The sequence below is a fragment of the Vibrio sp. 10N.261.55.F4 genome (assembly GCF_041470465.1).
Taxonomy (GTDB): domain Bacteria; phylum Pseudomonadota; class Gammaproteobacteria; order Enterobacterales; family Vibrionaceae; genus Vibrio; species Vibrio crassostreae_C.
Genome location: NZ_JBFRMM010000041.1, coordinates 93645 through 115602 on the forward strand (window position 1 = coordinate 93645; position 21958 = coordinate 115602).

Annotated in this window: 21 protein-coding genes; 8 read left to right on the forward strand and 13 right to left on the reverse strand. The window is 44.6% G+C overall.

All coding sequences use genetic code 11. The annotated features are described in order from the left end of the window. Positions 1-70: 70 nt before the first annotated feature. The 3 genes from AB4249_RS19080 to pepT all read right to left on the reverse strand — a co-directional run bounded on the left by AB4249_RS19080 (position 71) and on the right by pepT (position 2810). On the reverse strand, positions 71-913 hold the full coding sequence (locus tag AB4249_RS19080) for a mechanosensitive ion channel family protein (RefSeq protein WP_017064358.1): 843 nt from the start codon (positions 911-913) through the stop codon (positions 71-73). A 120-nt stretch (positions 914-1033) separates the two neighbouring features. After that, positions 1034-1501, reverse strand: coding sequence for a DM13 domain-containing protein (locus AB4249_RS19085; protein ID WP_017064357.1), 468 nt, complete (start codon positions 1499-1501; stop codon positions 1034-1036). A gap of 76 nt (positions 1502-1577) precedes the next feature. Beyond that, a complete protein-coding gene (gene pepT / locus AB4249_RS19090; protein ID WP_017059487.1) occupies positions 1578-2810 on the reverse strand; it encodes a peptidase T in 1233 nt (410 codons plus the stop codon). Between the two features lie 348 nt (positions 2811-3158). Here pepT and AB4249_RS19095 point away from each other — a divergent pair, with 348 nt between their 5' ends. The 3 genes from AB4249_RS19095 (at position 3159) to AB4249_RS19105 (ending at position 5641) form a co-directional block, all read left to right on the forward strand. Next, positions 3159-3305: a hypothetical protein gene (locus AB4249_RS19095; RefSeq protein ID WP_017059486.1), complete on the forward strand. Its 147-nt coding sequence runs from the start codon at positions 3159-3161 to the stop codon at positions 3303-3305. Between the two features lie 373 nt (positions 3306-3678). After that, entirely contained in the window at positions 3679-4731 is a 1053-nt protein-coding gene (locus AB4249_RS19100) for an aldo/keto reductase (RefSeq protein WP_032545660.1), read from the forward strand. 175 nt (positions 4732-4906) lie between these two features. Further along, positions 4907-5641 carry an RNA methyltransferase gene (locus AB4249_RS19105; protein ID WP_065584752.1) on the forward strand — a complete coding sequence of 245 codons (735 nt, stop codon included), beginning with the start codon at positions 4907-4909 and terminating at the stop codon, positions 5639-5641. Between the two features lie 97 nt (positions 5642-5738). Here AB4249_RS19105 and fdxA read toward each other — a convergent pair whose 3' ends face one another. Further along, entirely contained in the window at positions 5739-6062 is a 324-nt protein-coding gene (gene fdxA, locus AB4249_RS19110) for a ferredoxin FdxA (RefSeq protein ID WP_010431058.1), read from the reverse strand. A 253-nt stretch (positions 6063-6315) separates the two neighbouring features. Here fdxA and AB4249_RS19115 point away from each other — a divergent pair, with 253 nt between their 5' ends. The 4 genes from AB4249_RS19115 to AB4249_RS19130 all read left to right on the forward strand — a co-directional run bounded on the left by AB4249_RS19115 (position 6316) and on the right by AB4249_RS19130 (position 10569). Next, positions 6316-7947: an NAD(P)/FAD-dependent oxidoreductase gene (locus AB4249_RS19115; RefSeq protein ID WP_048606003.1), complete on the forward strand. Its 1632-nt coding sequence runs from the start codon at positions 6316-6318 to the stop codon at positions 7945-7947. A gap of 196 nt (positions 7948-8143) precedes the next feature. Next, complete coding sequence (locus tag AB4249_RS19120) at positions 8144-9340, forward strand: DEAD/DEAH box helicase (RefSeq protein ID WP_017064352.1); 1197 nt, start codon at positions 8144-8146, stop codon at positions 9338-9340. 133 nt (positions 9341-9473) lie between these two features. Continuing rightward, positions 9474-9875, forward strand: a complete 402-nt coding sequence (locus AB4249_RS19125; RefSeq protein WP_017059481.1) for a PPC domain-containing DNA-binding protein — start codon at positions 9474-9476, stop codon at positions 9873-9875. Positions 9876-9945: 70 nt separating this feature from the next. Next, complete coding sequence (locus AB4249_RS19130; RefSeq protein ID WP_017059480.1) at positions 9946-10569, forward strand: PolC-type DNA polymerase III; 624 nt, start codon at positions 9946-9948, stop codon at positions 10567-10569. 72 nt (positions 10570-10641) lie between these two features. Here the strand turns inward: AB4249_RS19130 and AB4249_RS19135 are convergent, their stop codons facing one another. Further along, positions 10642-11478, reverse strand: coding sequence for a DUF6279 family lipoprotein (locus AB4249_RS19135; RefSeq protein ID WP_372104440.1), 837 nt, complete (start codon positions 11476-11478; stop codon positions 10642-10644). Positions 11479-11781: 303 nt separating this feature from the next. Between AB4249_RS19135 and AB4249_RS19140 the strand changes: the two genes are divergently transcribed. Next, a complete protein-coding gene (locus tag AB4249_RS19140; protein WP_017064349.1) occupies positions 11782-11955 on the forward strand; it encodes a hypothetical protein in 174 nt (57 codons plus the stop codon). Positions 11956-12095: 140 nt separating this feature from the next. Here the strand turns inward: AB4249_RS19140 and dbpA are convergent, their stop codons facing one another. The 8 genes from dbpA to AB4249_RS19180 all read right to left on the reverse strand — a co-directional run bounded on the left by dbpA (position 12096) and on the right by AB4249_RS19180 (position 21955). After that, on the reverse strand, positions 12096-13475 hold the full coding sequence (dbpA, locus tag AB4249_RS19145; protein ID WP_017064348.1) for an ATP-dependent RNA helicase DbpA: 1380 nt from the start codon (positions 13473-13475) through the stop codon (positions 12096-12098). 148 nt (positions 13476-13623) lie between these two features. Beyond that, entirely contained in the window at positions 13624-14532 is a 909-nt protein-coding gene (locus tag AB4249_RS19150; RefSeq protein ID WP_102333939.1) for an aldo/keto reductase family oxidoreductase, read from the reverse strand. Positions 14533-14749: 217 nt separating this feature from the next. After that, positions 14750-15337 (reverse strand): hypothetical protein, encoded by a 588-nt coding sequence (locus AB4249_RS19155; RefSeq protein WP_017071598.1) that lies wholly within the window; start codon positions 15335-15337, stop codon positions 14750-14752. A gap of 210 nt (positions 15338-15547) precedes the next feature. After that, on the reverse strand, positions 15548-16492 hold the full coding sequence (locus AB4249_RS19160; RefSeq protein ID WP_102333940.1) for a PstS family phosphate ABC transporter substrate-binding protein: 945 nt from the start codon (positions 16490-16492) through the stop codon (positions 15548-15550). Beyond that, positions 16492-17130, reverse strand: coding sequence for an OmpA family protein (locus AB4249_RS19165; RefSeq protein WP_017059473.1), 639 nt, complete (start codon positions 17128-17130; stop codon positions 16492-16494). The genes AB4249_RS19160 and AB4249_RS19165 overlap by 1 nt, the downstream gene beginning before the upstream one ends. Then, the gene (locus AB4249_RS19170; protein ID WP_102333941.1) at positions 17130-18443 is read right to left on the reverse strand and encodes a TolC family outer membrane protein; all 1314 of its coding nucleotides are present in this window, start codon (positions 18441-18443) and stop codon (positions 17130-17132) included. Before AB4249_RS19170 ends, AB4249_RS19165 begins: the two co-directional genes overlap by 1 nt. A 34-nt stretch (positions 18444-18477) precedes the next feature. Further along, positions 18478-19803, reverse strand: coding sequence for an HlyD family type I secretion periplasmic adaptor subunit (locus tag AB4249_RS19175; protein ID WP_017059471.1), 1326 nt, complete (start codon positions 19801-19803; stop codon positions 18478-18480). Further along, positions 19796-21955 carry a type I secretion system permease/ATPase gene (locus AB4249_RS19180; RefSeq protein ID WP_108150883.1) on the reverse strand — a complete coding sequence of 720 codons (2160 nt, stop codon included), beginning with the start codon at positions 21953-21955 and terminating at the stop codon, positions 19796-19798. Before AB4249_RS19180 ends, AB4249_RS19175 begins: the two co-directional genes overlap by 8 nt. Between the last annotated feature and the right edge of the window lie 3 nt (positions 21956-21958).

Consider the following 21958-nt stretch of genomic DNA (forward strand, 5'->3'; position numbering starts at 1 on the left):
AACAAAAAAGCCGAGAGTCGATATTATCGCTCTCGGCTTTCTTTTGTTTGGGGCTCAGCGGACTGCAGGATTAAGCACTGACAGGAAATGCTTCAGCGTATGCTTCCATGAAATCTTTACGAATCTCTTGCTCTAGATGAACCGCCTTCTCGGTTGGACAGAAAATCATAAAATGGACTTCTTGCTCACCTGTCGAACTGCTTGTGATATGGATGTGAGGCTCAGAACCCGGAAGGTCAACACCAGCGTGCTTTTCGATCACACCGTTGTAACGGCGAGCAACATCGATAAACTCTTCGCAATGCTCTTCAATTTTCACAATAAGACCCGACAGCATAGGGTATAGGTTTACAAAGTCTTTCACCGTCACAAAAAAGTTATGATAAACATAACGCTTCATGAAGTTGAGGTTCTTAACCGGATAAGTGAAGAACATGCTATTAGGCAGCGTGGCTGTCTTGCCAGTGAAGTGATATTGCCCATGATACAAATCGATTTCTTGAATCACGGTCGCCATCAGATTGTGCTCAATCACTTCACCGCTGATTTTACCCACTTCGATCCAGTCGCCGATTCTAAATGAACGAGAACTCGCACGCTGAATAGAACCGGTGAAACACAAAATGATCTCTTTTGAAGCCACTACTATCGCAACAGCAATGGCCGTGACAGATAGCGCAAACTCGCTGATTTCGGATTTCCACAGCACAAATAACGTCACAACAATAATCGCGAATGTGCCGTTTTTGGTTCGTGACATCCAGTTACGTTGGTCTTCACTAAGGAAAGCAACATCACCTCTTATTTGAGATAAGGTGATTCGGCGAATGATTAAAATAATAGTGATAATCAACGCACTAAAAATAAACTTATGAGCGAGTAGAAAATCAATTACTTGCCACACTTTTTCCATTACTTATTCCTTAGCATTACAACGACGAGCTTTACAACGATTAGCGGAGACTTCGCTATGAAAAAGCGCTCAAAAATAGAGCGCTTTTTTACGTGCCTAAATCAGCTATTGGTAAGGCTATCATTTTATCTTGGCAGAAGTAATAAATTGGCCAAAAGTTTCACACCAAATCACAACCGTATTAAATCGATTAAGATCAGTACCTTCGGGAAGCTCAACCATAAAGCGGTCGAATGTTTTCACATCTCCGACTCTCAATAACTCGTTCTTGCTGTCATTGAAAGCGTGCTCGGTTTCAATGAACTTAGGCGAGAGATAAACCTTGTAATCAGGTCCCGGCGCCAATTCACCTTCAAAAGCGATCGCACTTTCGGATACTGAGACGATGCCTTCTCCCCAGTGCAAGAAGTCACTGTCTTGTCGATCTTTAGTGAACTCGCCCGTGTAGATAGCCTGCTCACTGATCGCTTCAACAGAACTTGAGGAAGGAGAATCAGGCTCAATCAAGATAGGCAATGCGTAAACACCTAGCCCAAAACCAACAGCACCCACGGCTAAGTGGGTGCAAAGTAAAACTAACTTTTTCATCGCGTACTCCCTTATGCTTAAAGAGAGTATTATTGAATACTCTCAAAAATACAAAGAGATATAACGCTCTGATGTTCTATTTTTGGTAATGCGTTGCTGTACGTTGTGACAGTTCAACAATCACTTTTACCGCTTGCTCCATGCCTTGAATGGTAATGAACTCATGAATACCGTGGAAGTTGTAACCGCCAGTAAAGATATTCGGACATGGTAGCCCCATGAAAGATAAGCGAGCACCGTCTGTACCACCTCGGATTGGTTTAACCATTGGCTCGACATTGCACTCAATCATCGCCTGCTTGGCCAATTCAATAATATGTTGATGCGGTTCAACCATCTCTTTCATGTTGAAGTAGCTATCGGTTAGCACCAGCTCAACACGGCCTTTCTCAAGGCGCTCATTCAGCTCATCGACTTTCTGCTGCATGAATGCTTTACGCGCTTCTACACCCTCACGTTCAAAATCACGGATGATGTATCCCAGTTCAGAGCGAGCCACACCCATTTCCGCCGATTTCAGGTGGTAGAAGCCTTCATAACCTTCTGTGCACTCTGGTGTTTCTTGCGCAGGCATCATCAATTGGAATTGCGCTGCAATGTTCATCGAGTTCACCATTTTATCTTTTGCGGTGCCCGGGTGAACGTTCACGCCATGACAGATAACATCGGCGCTCGTGGCATTGAAGTTCTCAAATTCCAACTCCCCTACTGGGCCACCATCGATGGTGTACGCCCACTCGGCGCCAAATTTTTCAACGTCAAACAGGTTCGCACCGCGACCAATCTCTTCATCCGGCGTGAAACCAATGCAGATGTCGCCGTGTTTGATGTCTGGATTCGCTTTCAGGTAAGCAATTGCACTGATGATTTCAGCGATGCCCGCTTTGTTGTCGGCACCAAGCAGAGTTGTGCCGTCAGTCGTAATCAGGTCGTGACCATGTAAAGAATCAAGATCTGGATACTGGCTTGGGTTCAAACTCTCGCCACTTTCCCCTAATTCAATCGTTCCACCTCGGTAATCTTTAATCACTTGTGGTTTCACGTTGGCGCCTGATGCGTCAGGAGCGGTATCCATGTGCGCCACAAAGCCAATCGCAGGCACATCGTAATCGACATTCGACGGCAGTTTCGCCATCAAGTATCCATTGTCATCTAAAGACACATCAACTAAGTCTAATGCCACCAATTCTAACTTTAAGGCTTCAGCAAAGGTAATTTGACCCGGTGAACTTGGGCATTGCTGATTAGAAGGATCGGATTTGGTATCAAAAGTAACGTAATTCAGAAAACGTTCTACAAGCTTTTCCATAATTCATCTCACCATGGATTAAGTAATTGATTTACTGACTTAATTATTATGTCGATAAGTGATACATCGTTAAATAAATACGAGCACAGAGTCAGTAGCGAGGGTTTTCATCTTACGCCCCTGACCATGTATGTAATTGCTCTAAATCATTATTGTGCGAAATTAGATGCGCTTCCTATACTTGAAAACAGAGGGTTTCGTCAGTTCAACATTGCATACGGATGATAAGAGATCGCTTTGTACGCATTCTACGCCCTCCGCTCTCAGCCTAACAAAAGTACAAAGTGGATGATGATCACAATTTATCCTTGATGCAGAATCTGTCATACGTTACACGGAGACACAGTTATGACGATTAATAAATATTTCATTTTCTCTCCTCAAGCCTCTGAGGAAACGCTTCGACCAGTATTAACTGAGAAAGAAGTTCAAAGGCAGGAAGCTCTAAGACAGGCGCAGATCCAGGGTGGATTAGACACAAACGCGACCTCGTAACTCAATGAATACCTAGCACTATTAAGACCCCTATAAAAAAGCTCTACGCTCTATCCGGTAGAGCTTTTTTTTATTTTTGATCTGTTCTCCTCTCCCCCACTCCCAAACAAGCTGAACATTAAACCTTCGCTCATTGCTTGTTGTTCTTCACTTCTCGATCACCAATTGGCTCATAGTTTCTCGCGAATGTATTTTCACGCATTGCACACACTAGCTTGCAGCGCTGAGAAATGACTCACTAAACTCCCCGATGCCATACCTTGTCGTGTCATTTTGTGCTAATAATTCATATTCGTTTTCATTCCTCACTCGCCCTCTTTTCAAAACTATAATGCGAGTACCAGAGAACCTAACCACAGGAACCCCGAATTCAATGGAATATTCAAAGCTAGGAAGTAGTCAAATTCCCGTTTCCCGTATCTGTCTTGGCAGCATGACTTGGGGGCTACAAAATACGCAGCAGCAAGCCGACCAACAGATCGAATACGCATTAAGCCAAGGTATTAACTTTATCGATACTGCAGAGATGTACGCGGTTCCACCTTCTCCAGATACCTACGGAAAAACAGAAGCGATCATTGGTAACTGGTTATCGCGTAACCCACAGCGTCGACAAGAGTTGATCATTGCGAGCAAAATTGCCGGGCCAGGGCTTCCTTGGGTTCGAGATGGCGGCCCGATAACGGGTGAAGCGGTGATCGCAGCCGTTGACGCATCATTAAAACGCCTACAAACAGACTATATCGACCTTTACCAACTTCATTGGCCAAATCGTACAACGCCTCACTTTGGTAAGCATTTCCCGAATCACATTCGATTCAGTGATATTGACCGAAAGCAGCATGAAGCTGAGATGTTGGAAATCCTACAAGCACTGGCAAGCTGCATTAAGGCGGGGAAAATTCGCCATGTCGGGCTTTCAGATGATTCTACTTGGGGCATTAACACATACCTCAAGCTGAGCGAGAAACACGATTTGCCACGTATGGTTTCGATTCAGAATGAATTTAGCTTGCTGCACGCAAAAGACTGGCCATATCTGATTGAGAACTGTGTGCATGAAGATGTAGCTTACCTGCCATGGTCACCTTTAGCTGCAGGCATGTTGAGTGGAAAGTACATTGATGGCGCAAGACCGGAAGGCAGCCGTTGGACTTACATGCAACGTAAAGGCATTTTCCGTGACACTGAATCTGCCAACGAAGCGGTTAAAGGCTATGTTGAAGTAGCAAACGCTCATGGATTTACTCCGAGCCAACTGGCATTGGCATGGTGTAATCAAGTTGATGGGGTGACGTCCACCATCATCGGTGCAACGACCATGGAGCAATTAAAAGAGAACGTAGCCGCTTTTAGTAAACCGCTATCAGAAGAGATCCTGACTGATATCAACACAGTATTTAAACGCTATCCTGCTCCGTATTAGGCTGTCAGTTCAGCTTAACTTAGGTGAGTAAATCCCATAAGAGCGCGCTATTTAGTGCGCTTTTCTTTTTTAAGTGAGTTGCTTTTGCTTTTTATGTAGATCGCATTGAGTCATCACGCTTTTGGTTCGCTAACCTTTGCTCTATAATGCGCGGGCTTATATCTAGGATAAAAACATGATTTCAAAAAACCAATTAAAACTCCTTCGTGCTTTGGGCCAAAAGAAACAACGTAAAGCCCACGGCCTGTTTCTAGTTCAAGGTGAAAAGAACGTTCTTGAGCTGTTCAATAGTGACTTAGTCGTGAAGAACGTCTTTGCTACCGCTGATTTCTTATCTGAAAATCACGCATCACTGATTGAGTTTGATTGTGTTGAAGCCTCACTGGATGACCTAACCAAAGCGAGCACTTTGGTAAGTAACAATGCAGCGATTGCGGTTGTTGAGATCCCAACGTTTGAACTACCAGAAGCGACAGGACTGATGATTGCACTTGATGGCGTTTCAGACCCTGGCAACCTAGGTACGATTATTCGCGTAGCAGACTGGTATGGCATCAAGCATATCGTTGCGAGCAGTGATTGCGCAGACCCATACAACCCTAAAACTATCAGCGCGACTATGGGCAGCTTTGGCCGAGTACACGTAAGTCAAACTGACTTACCAGCTTACTTAGAGCAAGCGAATCTACCGGTTTACGGTGCATTTTTGGAAGGCGAAAGTGTTCATAAGACTGACTTCACTGCAAATGGCATTTTGCTGATGGGCAGCGAGTCTCACGGTATTCGTGAACACGCCGCTAAATACGTGACAGATAAGATTACGATTCCAGCATTCGGTGGCGCAGAGTCTTTGAACGTTGCAATGGCGACTGGCATCATTCTCGACAACATGCGTCGTCAGCACAGCTAGGTCTCATAAGCTAACGATCCAGTCGACAATGTTCAAATATTAAAAAAGGCGTATTGATTAAATCAGTACGCCTTTTTATCTAAGTTCTTTTCAACAATTACTTTTCTAGCATTGCCAACTTATCAGCGACACCATTCCACTTCTCAGCGTCATCCATTGGTGCTTTTACTTCCGTTTGTACCGGCCAGATTTCGGCAAGCTCTGCGTTCACTTCGATAAAGATTTTTTGATCTTCTGGTAGCTCATCTTCTTGGAAGATCGCTTGAGCATCACATTCAGGTACACATAAACCACAATCAATACATTCGATTGGGTTGATTACCATGAAATTTGGGCCTTCATGGAACGCATCTGCGGGGCACACTGCCACACAGTCTGTGTATTTACATTGAATACAATTATCGCCTACGACAAATGCCATGATGCTCTGCTCTATAAGTTAGTCAAAATTGAAGAATGGGGATAATACTCATCCCAAAGCAAAATTCAACATCATACGGCTCTAATATCGTGTCTATTTGCTCCATGTTTCCAAATTAGTATGACAGATAAATCAATTTCTCGTAAAATGCGCGCCATTGTGAGCTTATCGCTTCTTTGAACATCAGCGTTTCCATCAAACTCTGTATTAAGAAACGATCTAGCTAAGACACCTATAAAAACGAGACATCGAAATGATACGTTTAACCGAAATTAAACTCCCACTAGACCATGAAGAGTCTGCTATTCAAGACGCTATTGAAGCGAAACTTGGTATTAACTCTGATCAGGTACTCTCTTTTAATATCTTTAAACGTGGCTACGATGCTCGTAAGAAATCAAAGATCTTACTTATCTACACGCTTGACGTTCTCGTTGAAAACGAAGCTGAGTTGTTAGAACAATTCATTAGCGACCCGCACGTAAAAGTGACTCCTGATATGGAGTACAAGTTTGTTGCTAAAGCGGTTGAGAACCAAACTGAGCGCCCTGTGGTTATCGGTTTTGGCCCATGTGGTCTATTCGCTGGCCTAGTGCTTGCTCAAATGGGTTTCAACCCAATCATCGTTGAGCGTGGTAAAGAAGTTCGTGAGCGTACGAAAGATACCTTTGGTTTCTGGCGTAAGCGTACGCTGAACACAGAATCAAACGTACAGTTTGGTGAAGGCGGCGCAGGTACTTTCTCTGACGGTAAGCTGTACAGCCAAGTTAAAGATCCAAAGCACTACGGCCGTAAAGTAATTGAAGAGTTCGTTGCTGCGGGTGCACCAGAAGAAATTCTATACGTAAGTAAGCCGCACATCGGTACCTTTAAACTGGTTACCATGATCGAAAAGATGCGCGCTTCTATCATTGAACTTGGTGGCGAAATCCGTTTCAGCACTCGTGTTGACGACGTTCATATGGAAGATGGTCAAATCACTGGCCTAACGCTTTCTAACGGTGAAGAGATCAAATCTCGTCACGTGGTATTGGCTGTTGGCCACAGTGCTCGTGACACGTTTGAAATGCTGTACGATCGTGGCGTTTACATGGAAGCGAAGCCTTTCTCTGTTGGTTTCCGTATCGAACACAAGCAATCGATGATCGATGAAGCTCGTTTCGGTAAGAACGCAGGCAACCCAATCCTAGGTGCTGCGGACTACAAACTCGTTCACCACTGTAAGAATGGCCGCACTGTATACAGCTTCTGTATGTGCCCAGGTGGTACTGTGGTTGCTGCAACGTCTGAAGAAGGCCGCGTAGTAACGAACGGCATGAGCCAATACTCTCGTGCAGAACGTAACGCAAACAGCGCGATCGTTGTAGGTATCGACCCAGAGCGTGATTACCCAGGTGACGCACTGGCTGGTATCCGTTTACAACGTGAACTAGAAAGCGGCGCTTATGTTCTTGGTGGTGAAAACTACGATGCACCAGCTCAAAAAATCGGTGACTTCTTGAAAGGTCGCGATCCAAGTGCAATCGGTGAAGTACAACCGTCATTCACGCCGGGTATCCACCTGACTGATATTTCAAAAGCGCTGCCTGATTTTGCTATCGAAGCGATTCGTGAAGCAATCCCAGCGTTCGAGAAGAAGATCAAAGGTTTCTCTACGCCAGACGGCCTACTTACCGGTGTTGAGACACGTACGTCTTCTCCTGTATGCATCAAACGTGGCAAAGACTTCCAAAGCATCAACCTTAAGGGCTTCTTCCCGGCTGGTGAAGGTGCAGGCTACGCAGGCGGTATCCTGTCTGCTGGTATCGACGGCATTAAGGCCGCAGAAGCGCTAGCACTATCAATGGTAGAGCAGAACCAAGCTGAGAAGATTGAGATCGCTTAAGCGCTTTCGATAAAGCAAAGCTAGATCGCGATCAACCAAAACTAAAAATCCAGTGCCTTGTCGACACTGGATTTTTTTATGTGCATGTGACTAGCGGTGAGCAAGCAACATGGTAGAATGCCGCCATTAATCTTATCCTTGTATAAGATTGTTAAACCTTTCCATCGCTATTTAGCCAAATCATACCGAGAAACTTATGCCATTTTCCAAGCTTGGATTAAGCTCACCTATTGTTAAAGCCGTTGCAAAACAAGGCTATGAAAAGCCAACCTCTATTCAAGAAAAAGCAATTCCGATTGTTCTTTCTGGTAAGAACCTTATTGCTGCAGCACAAACAGGTACAGGTAAAACTGCGAGCTTTGTTCTCCCTATCTTAGAAATGCTAAGCAAAGGTGAAACGCAGCGTAAAAAACGTATCCGCGCAGTTATCCTGACACCAACGCGTGAGCTGGCAGTTCAGGTTGAACAGAACATCACTAAGTACGCGAAGTTCCTAAACCTAACATCACTAGCGATGTACGGTGGCGTGTCTTACCAACACCAGAAAGATCGTCTTATTGAAGGCGTGGATATTCTTGTGGCAACACCAGGTCGTTTGATCGACATGTACGGACAACGTGCCGTTCACTTTGATGAAGTGGAAGTACTGGTTCTAGATGAAGCTGACCGCATGCTAGACATGGGTTTCATTGAAGACATCAACAAGATCATCGCGCGTCTACCACAAGACATCCAAAACCTGCTGTTCTCGGCAACGCTTTCAACGCCAGTGCGTGCACTAGCGAAAAGTGCAATCAGTGAAGCGGAAGAGATTTCGATTGCCAAGACTGATGCGTCTAAAGCGAACATTGAGCAATGGTTGGTAACGGTAGATAAAGACCGTAAGTCAGCACTATTGAGCCACATGATTACCGAAGGTAACTGGGACCAAGCGCTTATCTTTATCGAAACCAAGCACGGCGCGGCTAAGTTGGTTGCTCAACTTGAGAAACGTGGTATTCAAGCGGAAGCTTTCCACAGTGGACGTAGCCAAGCGATTCGTGAAAAAATCTTGGCTGACTTTAAGAAAGGTCGCCTAAAATACTTAGTCGCGACGGGTGTTGCTGCTCGTGGTATCGATATCGACAACCTAAGCCGCGTAGTGAACTACGACATGCCATTCCCAGCAGATGATTATGTTCACCGTATTGGTCGTACAGGCCGTGCTGATGCATCTGGCGAAGCGATCTCTTTCCTATCAAAAGATAACTTCAAAAACCTGTGCATTATTGAAAAGCGTCTTGGTCACTTGATTGAACGTCGCGTTGTTGAAGGTTTCGAACCACGCAAAGAAGTACCCATTTCAGTATTGAACTTCGTTCCTAAGAAGAAAAGAGAACAGCAACAAGACTAAGTAATTTCAGCGACAGAAAATGCAAAGTTGCATTAACCAAAAGAAAAGTCGCGTTAGCCAAAATGAAAATAAAACGAAGCCCTATGTGGCTTCGTTTTGTTCTTTGAAATACATATAACGTTGAGGCAATAAGATGATCACTCCTATCGCAACGAGATTAACCCGCGGCCAAGACCTAAAGCTAGAGATCCAGAGGCTAGTGACAGCGCACAATATCTCCGCGGGCTCTATTGCGTCTTGTGTCGGATGTGTTTCTCAACTCAATATTCGCTTAGCTAATGCCAACAACACCAAGCTAGTTCAAGCTCCGTTCGAAATAGTCTCGGTGATGGCAACGCTAACCCCAAACCACCAGCATATTCATATCTCCGTTGCTGATGAGAATGGCAATGTAATTGGTGGGCATTTGCTTGAAGGGACGATTATCGCGACCACGGCTGAATTGATTGTTCACCGCTACGATACCTTGACCTTCAACAGAGAGCATGACGATTCGACGGGTTACACTGAACTTACTATCAGCAATAGCAAATAACTGATTTACCCATAGCAACACCAAACGCCCCATACAAAGCGATACTACCAAACAGCAATTAGGAAACACGATGGCTCCAAACTCCGCAGATTCCGTTATCGTTCTCGATTTCGAGACCACAGGCTTATCACCAAATATGGGCGACCGAGCGATTGAGATCGGTGCGGTTAAACTCGTTAACGGCGAAGTCGTCGACACCTTCCAGCAGCTCATGAACCCGGGATTTCGTGTGAGTGGATTCATTGAAGGTTATACCGGAATCAGTAACCGTATGTTAAGCACAGCGGCCAGTTGTAGTGAAGTGATGGATGAGTTTGCAGACTTCATTCAAGACAGCCAACTTGTCGCTCACAATGCCTCATTTGATAAGCGCTTTCTTGATGCGGAATTAGATAATATTGGTCGCGATTACAATGGACAGTTCGCTTGCTCAATGTTGATAGCTCGTCGTCTAATCCAAGACGCACCAACTCATAAGCTAGGCGACCTTGTGCGTTTCAAAAATATCGACAACGACGGTACTTTCCACAGAGCGTTAGCCGATTCAGAAATGACAGCAAGGTTGTGGTTATTAATGATCGATGAGCTGCAGAGTGACCACGGTATTCAACAGCCGAGCTTCCAATTGATGCAGAAAATATCGAAGACAGCCAAAGGTTCGATTCCAAAACTACTGATGAGCAACAGGGGTTAGGTTCCGAAATTCACCTTAAAGTGGGATGAAAGGCTAGCTCGACAATAACCGCTAGCCTTTAAAAGGGACGCTCTACTCTTGCAATGACTTCAACGTTCCTTTGAGGCTTTCTAATTCATTCATAAAATACGCCCACTGCTTGTTACTGCTGGTCGCGGCGATATCTACTAAAAACTTGGCTGATGTTTCCATATGTTGGTTGAGTTGTGACTCAAGTTCATCAGGATAATAAGCTTCATTGTTTAAAAGCAACTTCATGATAATCGGCTGAGCAATATGCAGATCGCTCTTCTTTGCCATCAGCGTCGTTAGCTCTTGATAGGTGTTGTTTTGATATTGTCGCCAACTGCTATTGGTATTTACCCACTCTTTAGACCAAGCCAAAATAATCTGTTTTTGTTCTTTCGATACTGAACCTAACCACCGTTCTGCACGCTCTTCTATTCTGCTTCGGTATCGCTCTCTCGAATCGGCATCGTTCAACGACAACCTTTCTTCATAATAGTCTTGCTGCTTTTCACGAAAGTTCTTTAAAAACTCCCTGTCTTGCTTAGGGCTAAGCTGCATACTCAAGGCGTAAATATCTGGAGCGAACTTATTGACGATTGTGCGAATATGCTCTTTCGTTTGTTCACTTTGGCCCACAATAAAAGCGGGATTCATATCCGACCGATCTACGTTTTGAATCGCTTCTAATTGCGAGATGTACAGAGGTAGCTGAGTTTCTTTATGCCATTTTTGTAATATATCTAATCGCTCTTCAAGCTCTGATTCTTGGCTATTTGAGAGGGAAACAAAATCTTCTATATAGCTAACGACAAACCAACCTATATTGTTATAGGCGAACTTGGTCCCGCACCCAGTAAATAGAAAACAGATCACTAAAACTAACCACCGGCACTTTCTCATTCTACCCTCTCACGAAATTCAACAAAGCCACAAACCGATTAACTCATCCCTTTAAGGTTAGCCCAGTTTTTATAACGCTAATTCTAGCTCTTATAAAAGTAGTCTTAATAAACAGTGGTCGTAAAAACTTTGAGATAAATTGAGACCCAAACTTGCTAATCTAGCTATTTAGGCAAATGATTAAACTAAAAATAATTAATGGCAGTGATGTAACTTGATTTTATTACTCATTTGACGTGATACGAGCCCTATAAATGAGTTGGGTTGACGTATTTAAAATGATTGATATTTGGGAGGGAAGCTATGGCCGCTATTCCTGATCATCCAAGCGATTTAGAATATGAGCTTTGTTATTTTGATGATGGTTCAATAACCACAATCACGATATTGGTTCACAATCGACAGGAAGCGATGACTTGGTATCTTAGCGAAGGAAAACATATCAACGATCTTTATTCGATAAGACCCGATGAATAATGCTTTGGTATAGAGGACTAGGTCGATAAACCTAAGATAAGAAACTTAAGTGGCATTTTGTGGAACACCCTTTACTGCAATGCCATTAATTAGCAATGTCGTTAATTAGACATATCGCAGCAAAGGGATTCAGTCTCGAATTACTTCAGGATTCGGGCGCGGAATTGACGACCCTTCATTTTACCTGATTCGATTTTGTTCAGTGCTTTTTTAGCCACAGATCTTTCTACCGCTACGTAAGCACGCATTGCAAACAGATTGATCTTACCTACTGATTTACCATCAATGCCGCCTTGGCCCGTCAGTGCGCCAAGAATATCACCAGCACGAAGCTTAGCTTTCTTACCGCCATCAATTTGGATGGTAACCATGTTTGAGTAGTACGGCTTAGCAATTGGTTTTGCTGGCAGTTCAGATGGCTCGATTGGCATGTCCATGTACTCATCAATTTGAGCAACACGGTACATCTCTTTTTCACTAAAAAAGCTGATCGCTACGCCTTTGCTTCCTGCACGGCCAGTACGACCAATACGGTGTACGTGAACTTCAGGGTCGCGAGACAATTCAAAGTTGAACACAGCATCTAGGTTATCAACATCAAGACCGCGAGCCGCAACGTCTGTCGCCACTAGAATCGAGATGGTTTTGTTTGAGAACTGAACCAAAGCTTGGTCACGTTCACGCTGTTCCATGTCACCATGAAGTTCGATAACACTGAAACCGCGGTGGCTTAGCTCATCGTTTACGTTCTGCACTTCTTTCTTAGTGTTACAGAACACAACCGCAGACTCTGGTTGGTGATGCAACAACAGCAGCTCTAGAGCGTCATCACGAGCTTCAGAACCTTCTAACTTGTAGAAGTGTTGTTGGATGCTTGAGTGATCGTGTGTTGATTCAACCTTCACCATTTCTGGATTGCGCATAATGCGGTCTGCAACAGATTTGATCTGTTTAGGGAAAGTCGCACTGAATAGCAGAGTTTGGCGTTCTTTTGGCGCCGCTTCAATCACAGCATCCAAAGCGTCTTGGAAACCCATCTCTAGCATGCGATCCGCTTCATCTAACACAAGTGTGTTCAGCTCAGACAGGTCAATGCGGCCTTTCTCTAGGTGATCAAGAATACGACCAGGTGTGCCTACAAGAATGTGTGCGCCATGCTCTAGTGAACCAATCTGTGGGCCCATTGGCATACCGCCACATAGTGTCAGCACTTTAATGTTGTGAATACCACGAGCAAGAGTACGAATCTCTTTTGCTACTTGGTCTGCAAGCTCACGAGTCGGACATAACACTAAAGACTGAACACGGAAACGCTTAACGCGTAGGTTCTGCAGCACGCCTAAACCGAAAGCAGCTGTTTTACCTGAACCCGTTTTACCCTGACCGATAACGTCCTTGCCATTTAGGATAGTAGGAAGACTTAACGCTTGGATCGGCGTCATTTCAGTATAACCAAGAGAATCTAACGTATTTAGAAGCTCTGGTTTAAGGGCGATTGAAGAGAATTTTGAAGTGCTCAATGGAAATATCCAACTGGTGAAAAACAGAGTGCATTATGAGTGTTTTTGAAAATTATTCCACCTTAATCACAGTTTTGGAGAAACATGTTAGGCGAACACAAAAAAGCCAGCTTACTTAGCTGGCTTTGACTTCTATACGAATTGCTTTCTATGGCACACCGTGACCTTTAGATGCCACCCATACGCGATACCACTGTTCGCGCGTCAGCTCGATTTTCAGTGCATCAACGGCCGTCTTCACACGCTCAATCTTACCAGAACCAATAATTGCAATTGGACTAGATGGTAAACGACGAACCCAAGCGTAAATCACTTGATCAATGCTGTCTGCACCCACTTCTTGACGAATCGCCTCTAGCTCATCACGAACGCGAACCGCTTGCGCTGAATCACCACTGAAGATGCTACCACCACCGAGACAAGACCACGCCATCGGGCGAATGCGGTTCATCTGCAGTTGATCTAGCGTGCCATCATGAGCCACTTCGAAGTTCAATGGGTTGATTTCAACTTGGTTGGTCACTAACGGCTTACCGAGTCGAGATTGAAGCAGTTCGAACTGACGCGGTGAAAAGTTAGAAACACCGAAGTGCTTAACTTTACCTACTTTGTGTAGCTCTGCGAACGCTTCTGCTACTTCATCCGCATCCATTAACACGTCTGGGCGGTGAATCAACAATACATCGATATCGTTAACACCTAAGCGCTCTAATGAGTTATTTACTGATTGGTAAATATGCTGCGCGCTGGTGTCATAGTGATTGATCTTACGATCTGGAGTGTGGTCACCACATAGGTTGATATCGCACTTGGTGACGATTTGAATATCATCACGAAGGCTTGGTTCAAGCGCTAACGCCTCACCAAACAACTTTTCACATTGGTAGTTACCGTAAATATCCGCGTGATCAACAGTTGTGATGCCAAAATCAATATGTTGCTTCAGGAAAGTCAGGCGTTGTTGCGGGGTCATGCCCCACTCTGCTGTACGCCAGTATCCTTGCACCAGCTCAGAAAGTTCTGGGCCTTGTGGCGCTATCGTTACTCTTGCAACCATGGGTTGTCTCCTTTATCAATACTGAACGTATCCTAAGCTCGTTTTACCGAAGGCTCAACGTATAACAAATGGCAAAGCTAAACGCTTATTAAAAATGTGAGAGCCGCAGAAAAACGAACACTTAAATGAATTATAACTTGCTGTCTGCCCGCGAGCCGTTCTCCTGAAAGGCTTGTTTAGCCTAATAAATAACGAAACTATCTATAAATTTGAGCAATTAAAAACGATTAAGTTCAACCGTTAAGTTGTCACCATCACTCTGTAACTGAATCCAAGGAGAAGTAGAGCTAGAAGAAGATAAGCTAGGCACATTCCACACACTCAGTTGCTCTGCTGAACCGTGAGGCGCGTTGATAAATTCGACCAGCTGTTTATCCACCTTATCGAAACCAACACCTTCATTTCGAGCTTGTTCGAGTTGAGCTGTAACATCGAATTCATCTTCACCAATACGAATTGAACTGAGAGCAAAGCCATCTTGGCGAAGGTATGCCTGAAGCTTTGTGTAACTTAGGTCCGAATATGGCAGGTTTAAGCGAACCGTTTCGACACTTGAGTCCCCCAACTCCAGTTCAACATACACATCCAGGTCGTAATATTGGGTTAAGTCACTGCACAACAAAGTACCTTCGATCTCACCACAATCCATCAACTCGATATCATTAATATAGTTTTGAGAATTCGGCAGACTTGGGCTGCTGTTAAATACTGTTCTTAACCACCAGCTTTCGGTTGCTTGCGCTGAAAATGAAATAGCATTGAGGGACAGCATTAGAGGCAAGATTAGAACTTGAAAGATTTTCATCGACTGGGCTTATTTAGCGCTATATGAAGTGTCCATTATACGTGACCAAACGACAAACAACTGCTCGAGTCGCAAATTTTAGGCGAAAAAAAACGGGCATACATGCCCGCTAGATAATTTCATCACCGAATAACGTAATCCGTCACGTTGAGAACCATTACGAAAGAGAGAATATCACTCTCCCACAACGGTTACAACATGGCATACCCATTACTTGTAGCCACCTTCAATAGCGGGCTCTTCAAGCGACAATCTGACTTTGTTACGTTGAATAGCTTCTGGCGGCAAGCTGATGAAGCCGTATTGGTTCAAAACGACTTGATGATCTTGTGACAAGGTAAGCCCAACAAAGAACTCCTCTTGTTCCGTAAAGCCTTTGCGATGCGCTGGAATATTCAAGTACATGTAATAAACCGTTGCTAACGGGTAACGACCAGAGAGGATCGTTTCTTTGTTTAGGTCGTAGTTCACACCTAGGTTATCAACCACGCTCAACCATTTCACATCAGAGATCTGATCTGAGTAAACGGTGTAACCAATGGCGGCATCTTCGTCTTCAATCTTATTAATCAGATCAGGTAAATCCGCTAAGAACTGAGTATGGGCATATTCTCCTTCTGTTCCACATTCGACCCAACTTGAAAAGGTAGTATGGCCTTTCAGGTTGTGATCAATGGCAAAGGGCAACATATGAGTATCTAGGCTTTCACCGTTACGAATATCACTACTTGCTGACCATTTTGGATGTTTAGGATCGTTAGAACAACCAAACACATCAATTAATTCAGCGACGGTGATTGATGTCGCAGGGTTATTTTCATTGGCTAGAATCGCAATCACGTCAGCGGTAAACATCAGCTCTGTTGGCCTATAACCGTAACGCATATCAAACCTAGCCATCTCTTTGTCAGTCCACTTTTTGGAAGTGATACCAACACGCGAGCGCTGCATGATCATCTGTTCTGGGACGCTGTCACTCAACAAGATTTCTAAGTCGATCTCTTGGCTCTTAAGCAGATCTTCTACAAGCCCCTGCATATTCGGCTCAATCGCGACCAAACCAATGTCACTGGCATCATTCGCGAACGTCGATGCAGAGAACAACATAGGTACAGCAGCAAGCAGTAAGCCCGATTTATTCGATAGACGTTTCATTACTGGCCTCCTACTGGATCAATCGACGTTTTAGACTCAACATCGCTATTACTATCGAGCTGCATTTCTGAAGTGAAGATGTTCCAAGATGGATTCACTTCCATGCTTTCTGTCTTAATCACCGCAATCGTTCTGCGCTTACGCTTGTGAAGGTGCTGAGTTAAGCTGGTTATCTGAGTAAACTCTTGTTCGAAGATACGCTCACCATTGATGCCTCTATCAATCAATGCGTCTCGAATCACGCCAGTTCTTTTCTTGGCCAATGCTTTGTTATAAACGTTTGTACCTTCAGCACTGGTATCTCCGACCAAGGTAACCGAAGCATCAGGCTGCTCTCCTAGTAAACGCACCAACTCATTTAATACAGCGGTATGATCAGGTTTAAGGTCATACTTATCAAAATCAAATGCCACACTTAATACTTCAACATCTTCGACAATTTTCCAATTAGCACACCCTTTAATGTCTACCGTTACACCTTCTGGCGTATCGGCACATAGATCTCGCTGGTTAATCACACCATCTCGGTCATTATCCGCTAAGTCATCAATTTGGTGGCGTGTCATTGTCGTATCAGGCGTTTCTGCACATCCCATTAGCAAGATAGAGCTAAGTAGCGCTAGTTTAAAATATCTCATTACTTATTCTCCCCTTGCCACTCTTCTGGATGTTCAATCCTCAACGCATACGTCAACATACCCATCGCATTTAACACTCGATAAGCCGCTAACGTTTGATCATATTCAGTGCTGATGAAGTTTCTTCGAGCCAAAAACACTTCTACTTTTGCATCCAGTACATCAAGAAGGCTTCGTCTGCCAACATTGAATTGCTGGATATAGCCAAGCTCTGCAATTTTCGCTGCATCAACATTCTGTTGAAGTAAGGATTTTTGCTGCTCAAGCATTTTGTAAGCGTTCCAAGCCAGTTGTGTACCTTCTCGAACCTCACGCTCTGTTCGTAATCGGATCGCCCTTGCCTCTTCCACTCGCCAAGCTGACGATTCAACCCTGGAGTCGGTAGAGAAGCCATTAAACAGGTCATAATCCATCGTCAACATGATACGTGCATCTTCATCGACACCGCCTGGCGGGTTAGATACGTTGTCATTCTTATTGGCATGAAGCTCAAGTTTTAGCTCTGGGTAGTAATCCCCCTTCTCACGGCGCATTTCTTTACGAGCGGCATCAATATCAAGCAAAGAAGCTTGGATTTCAGGGTGATTCTCGACAGCCTGTTCAAGCGCGACCTGTGCTGAACTTGGTAACAAAGCATAATCAAAACGTGGATAAACCAAGTTCACAGCAGGCTTGCCGACTAAACGTAGGTACTGAGTTTGTAAATCAAACAGGTTGTTTTGAGCAGCGATTAGTGAAGATTGCGCCGTCGCAACACGGGCGGAGATTTGAGCCAGATCCGAGTTGCTACTCAAGCCTTTGCTCTTTTTATCTTGGATATCTTGATAGATCTCTTGGTGCTCTTTTACATTACGCTTAGACAATTCAAGTAGCGTCTCTGCTTTTAGGATATCGAGGTAATTTCTCACCACATCTAACGATACGTTTTCAGCTCGCGAAATCAGAGTTAGACGCTCAGCTTCTGCTTCGAACGTCAGTCGATCGACATTCGATGTGGTTTTAAAACCATCAAATAGTAACTGGGATACTTTAACGCCAATTTCCGTTCTCGTTAGGCCTCGATCATCGGTATCAAGTTTGCTACCACTGTTGTAGCGCGTTTCTTCATAACCTGCTGCCGCGTACAAGTTCACTTGCGGCATATACAAACCACTCGCCGCGTCTCCGTCTCTGACCACCGATTGGTATCGGGAGTATTGCGCCAATATCTCTGGGCTATAGTCGATGGCAAAGGCCACGGACTCTTCTAATGAAGCTGCTTGAGACAGCCCACTCATTAGCAAGCAAGAAGAGAGTAAGAATTTTGAATGCATTACACTTCCTTTTATATTTATGCTTTAACCCACTTCATCGTTCACGAAGTGAGTTTTCCTTAGCTCGTAAAATAGGTTTTAACCAATAACTCAATACTGTTTTCTCTCCGGTTAATATATCGACCGCGACTTGCATCCCTGGGATAATGCTAAAGGCAGAGTTTTGTTGCTGGTCTTCGTTTAACTGAATATGGGCACGATAATAGGCGTTTCCGTCTTCCGTTTGTAAGGCGTCGGCACTCACGTAAATCACCTCGCCTTTAAGTCCGCCATAAATGACGAAATCGTAGGCCGTGAATTTGACTGTTGCACCTAACCCGTTATGAACAAACGCAATATCTTGCGGAGAGATTCTCGCTTCAACAATCAGGTCACTGTTTGATGGAATGATCTCAATGATCGGCTCGCCGGGACGAACTACACCACCAATGGTACGCACAAAGATCTCTTTGACTGTGCCATCAACGGGCGCGACAATTTCAGTACGCTTGAGTTGGTCGGCAATCGCCTGCTGGCTTTCGTTCAGCTGCGCTATCTTGCTCGCCACTTCATTCAACTGGCCTTGCACTTTGGTACGAAAATCTAAAGCGATACTTCGATGATCCGCTATCGACTCTGAGTAGGCAGCTATCTGCTTCTGCGCTGCTACTTTTGAGCTAGCAATATCACCTTTGAGTTTGACTACATCACGGTTGAGTTTAAGTAGCTCAACTTCCGCAACAGCACCGCTCGCTACCACGTCTTTCAGCATGTTGCGCTCACGAATCACAATCTCGAGGCTGCTTTCAAGAGTCTGGATATTGTTAAACGTATCGACACGAGCTTGGTCTTGTTGCTCGATACGAAGTGCCGCCTCTTCCAGTTCAGACTTCAACTGTCCTAAACGTTCTCGGTAGTTCGCCTTGGCATTCATTAACGCAGGGTGGCTTGATACATCAACCGCAATATCTTGAGGCACCAAGACCACTCGCTCATACCACTCTTTCGCATCGTTATTTAAAACGACCGTCGACAGCTCAGCCTTTAATCTTAATTGCTGAGCAAGCAAGGTATCCGCTTGTTGAGCCGACTCTAAAAACGCCGCCTTAAAACGTGTGTCTTCTAACTTAGCTAGAGGTTGCCCCTTCACTACAGATTGGCCTTGTCGCACCATGATCTCTTGAACCAGTCCACCTTCTAAGCTCTGAATGGTTTGCACCGAAAGACTTGGAACGACTTTACCTTCACCGATCACGACTTCTTCTAATGTTGCCCACGTAGCCCAACCGATAATTGATACAATGAGTAGAGCACTCAACCAAATCAGCTTTCGAGAGCGGAATGCTAAGTGGTTGTTGGTCCATTGAATATCATTACTCATGACGACCTCCCTTCACCACAGATACCGTCTTAAACCGGCTCGTACCTTTAGGTACACTTTTCTTCTGTAAAGAGAGAATTTCTTTAGGCTCACCTTCTGCCACGATTTGACCTTTATCCAATACAACAACACGATCACACATCATCAAGAATGAAGATTTATGGGAGCTGATCAGCATTGAGGTTTCTCTCGGCATACTTTGAAGTGCATTGAAGAACTGAATCTCGGCCTGATTATCTAGCGCGCTGGTTGGCTCATCCATGATCAATAACTTTGGACAACGATACAGAGCTCTCGCGATGGCAACGGCTTGGCGCTGACCACCAGAAAGTAACCGACCACCCTCACCGACAGGTGTTTCAAGGCCATTGCTTAAGCGCCCCATATAACCGTTGAGGCCGGACTGTTGTAGCGCTTGTCTTAGTTTTTCTTCGTCAACATTGGTTGCGCCCAAGGTGACGTTGTCGTAAACACTACCAAAAATTAAGTTTGTGGTTTGCCCAACCCAACCCATGCCACTGCGCAAGACACTGGTTGGCCATAATTGTCCATCAATATCTTGGTAGAAAGCTTGTCCTGTTGTTGGCAAATACTGGCGCGCAACAATCGATAGTAGAGTTGTTTTACCCGCGCCTGCCGCGCCGACAAGACCAACTCGCTCACCCGGTTTGATCTCTAGGGAAATCTCCTTTAATGCAGGGCTTTGAGTCTCTGGATAAGTAAACGTCACTTCATCTAACCTAACCCCACCATCAAAGTCTCCTTTGTCGATAACTTGGTGTTTGGACTCTTCCTGAGGTAGCTCCATAATCTGATTCAGCCCTTCAACGGCCGAACGTGTTTGCTGGAACCTCAGCAATAGAAGAGAAAGCTGGTTCACCGAACTTGCAGCGCGCCCACTCAACATCACAACGGCTATCAAACCACCCATACTCAGCAAGCCTTCAGAGATCTGATACACGCCGAAGATGATCAGAGTGATGGTAACGATCTGCTGACTGGACTGAATAGAGTGCGTCACGATATTGGAGTAATGACGAGATTGAGTCTGCCATTGAGAGAGCGACGAAATCGTCTGTTCCCAACGCTTCTGGGTAATACCCTCAGCATTGTTTTGCTTGATATCCGGAAGGGTTGTTAAGCAATCAAACAGCTGGGCTTGTCTTTGTGTCGAGAGACGTGCGGTTTCATCGAATGTTTTCTCTACTTTACCTTTCATCGCAATGCTCAGCACAATCAAGACCAACATGATCGCAACAGGGATAAACATCATCGCGCCACCGAGCCAACCAATAAGGAACAGGAACAGCAAAGTGAATGGTAAGTCGACTAACGTGACCAAAGAAATAGAAGTGAAGAAATCTTTCACGCTATCGAAATCTTGAAGCTGTCTGGCAAATGCACCTACCGATTGAGGTCGATTTTCTAACTTCATACCGAGCACTTTAGAGAACAGTTGAGAAGACAACTTGTTATCAATATAGCGCCCAGCCATGTCAGTCACAGAGCTTCGTGAGCTTCTCAATACCCAATCAAAAATAACAACAATACCAACACCTGCCGCCAGAACCCAAAGCGTGTTAAACGCTTGGTTCGGAACCACGCGGTCATACACGTTCATAGTAAAAAGAGGCACGACTAGCGCGAGCAAGTTGATCAAGAATGAAGCGATAAACAGGTCTCTGTACCAAGGTTTTACTTCTTTGACGACACGCCACAACCAACGGGTGTTGGACTTATTCTCGCTGCGTTCATGGGATTGAACGCGAGCATCATCGAGAGCTTGAGCACCCACTTGCCAAACATACGATTCGACTTGAGCAACCAATTCTTTTAATGAAGTTTGTTGGTTTGAGTTGGTTTCGCAATCCAATACTTGAAAGTCGTCACCGGAACCTTGAGTGACGACAAGGGGGCTCCCTGTCGCGGACTCAACAGCAACAACAGGGAACTGACATTGATTCAATAATTCTTTTTTAACGTGGCTCAGCGTTAACCCCGATTTCTCAATCGCTCTTGGAAAAAGGGATTCATTGAGCCTGCCTTCATTTAAAGGTAGGCCAGACACTATTTTGGAAGGGTGACTGCGAACATTAAAATGCTCACACAACCACTCAACACAAGCTAGCCAGCTGTCTTTTTGTTCTACCAATCT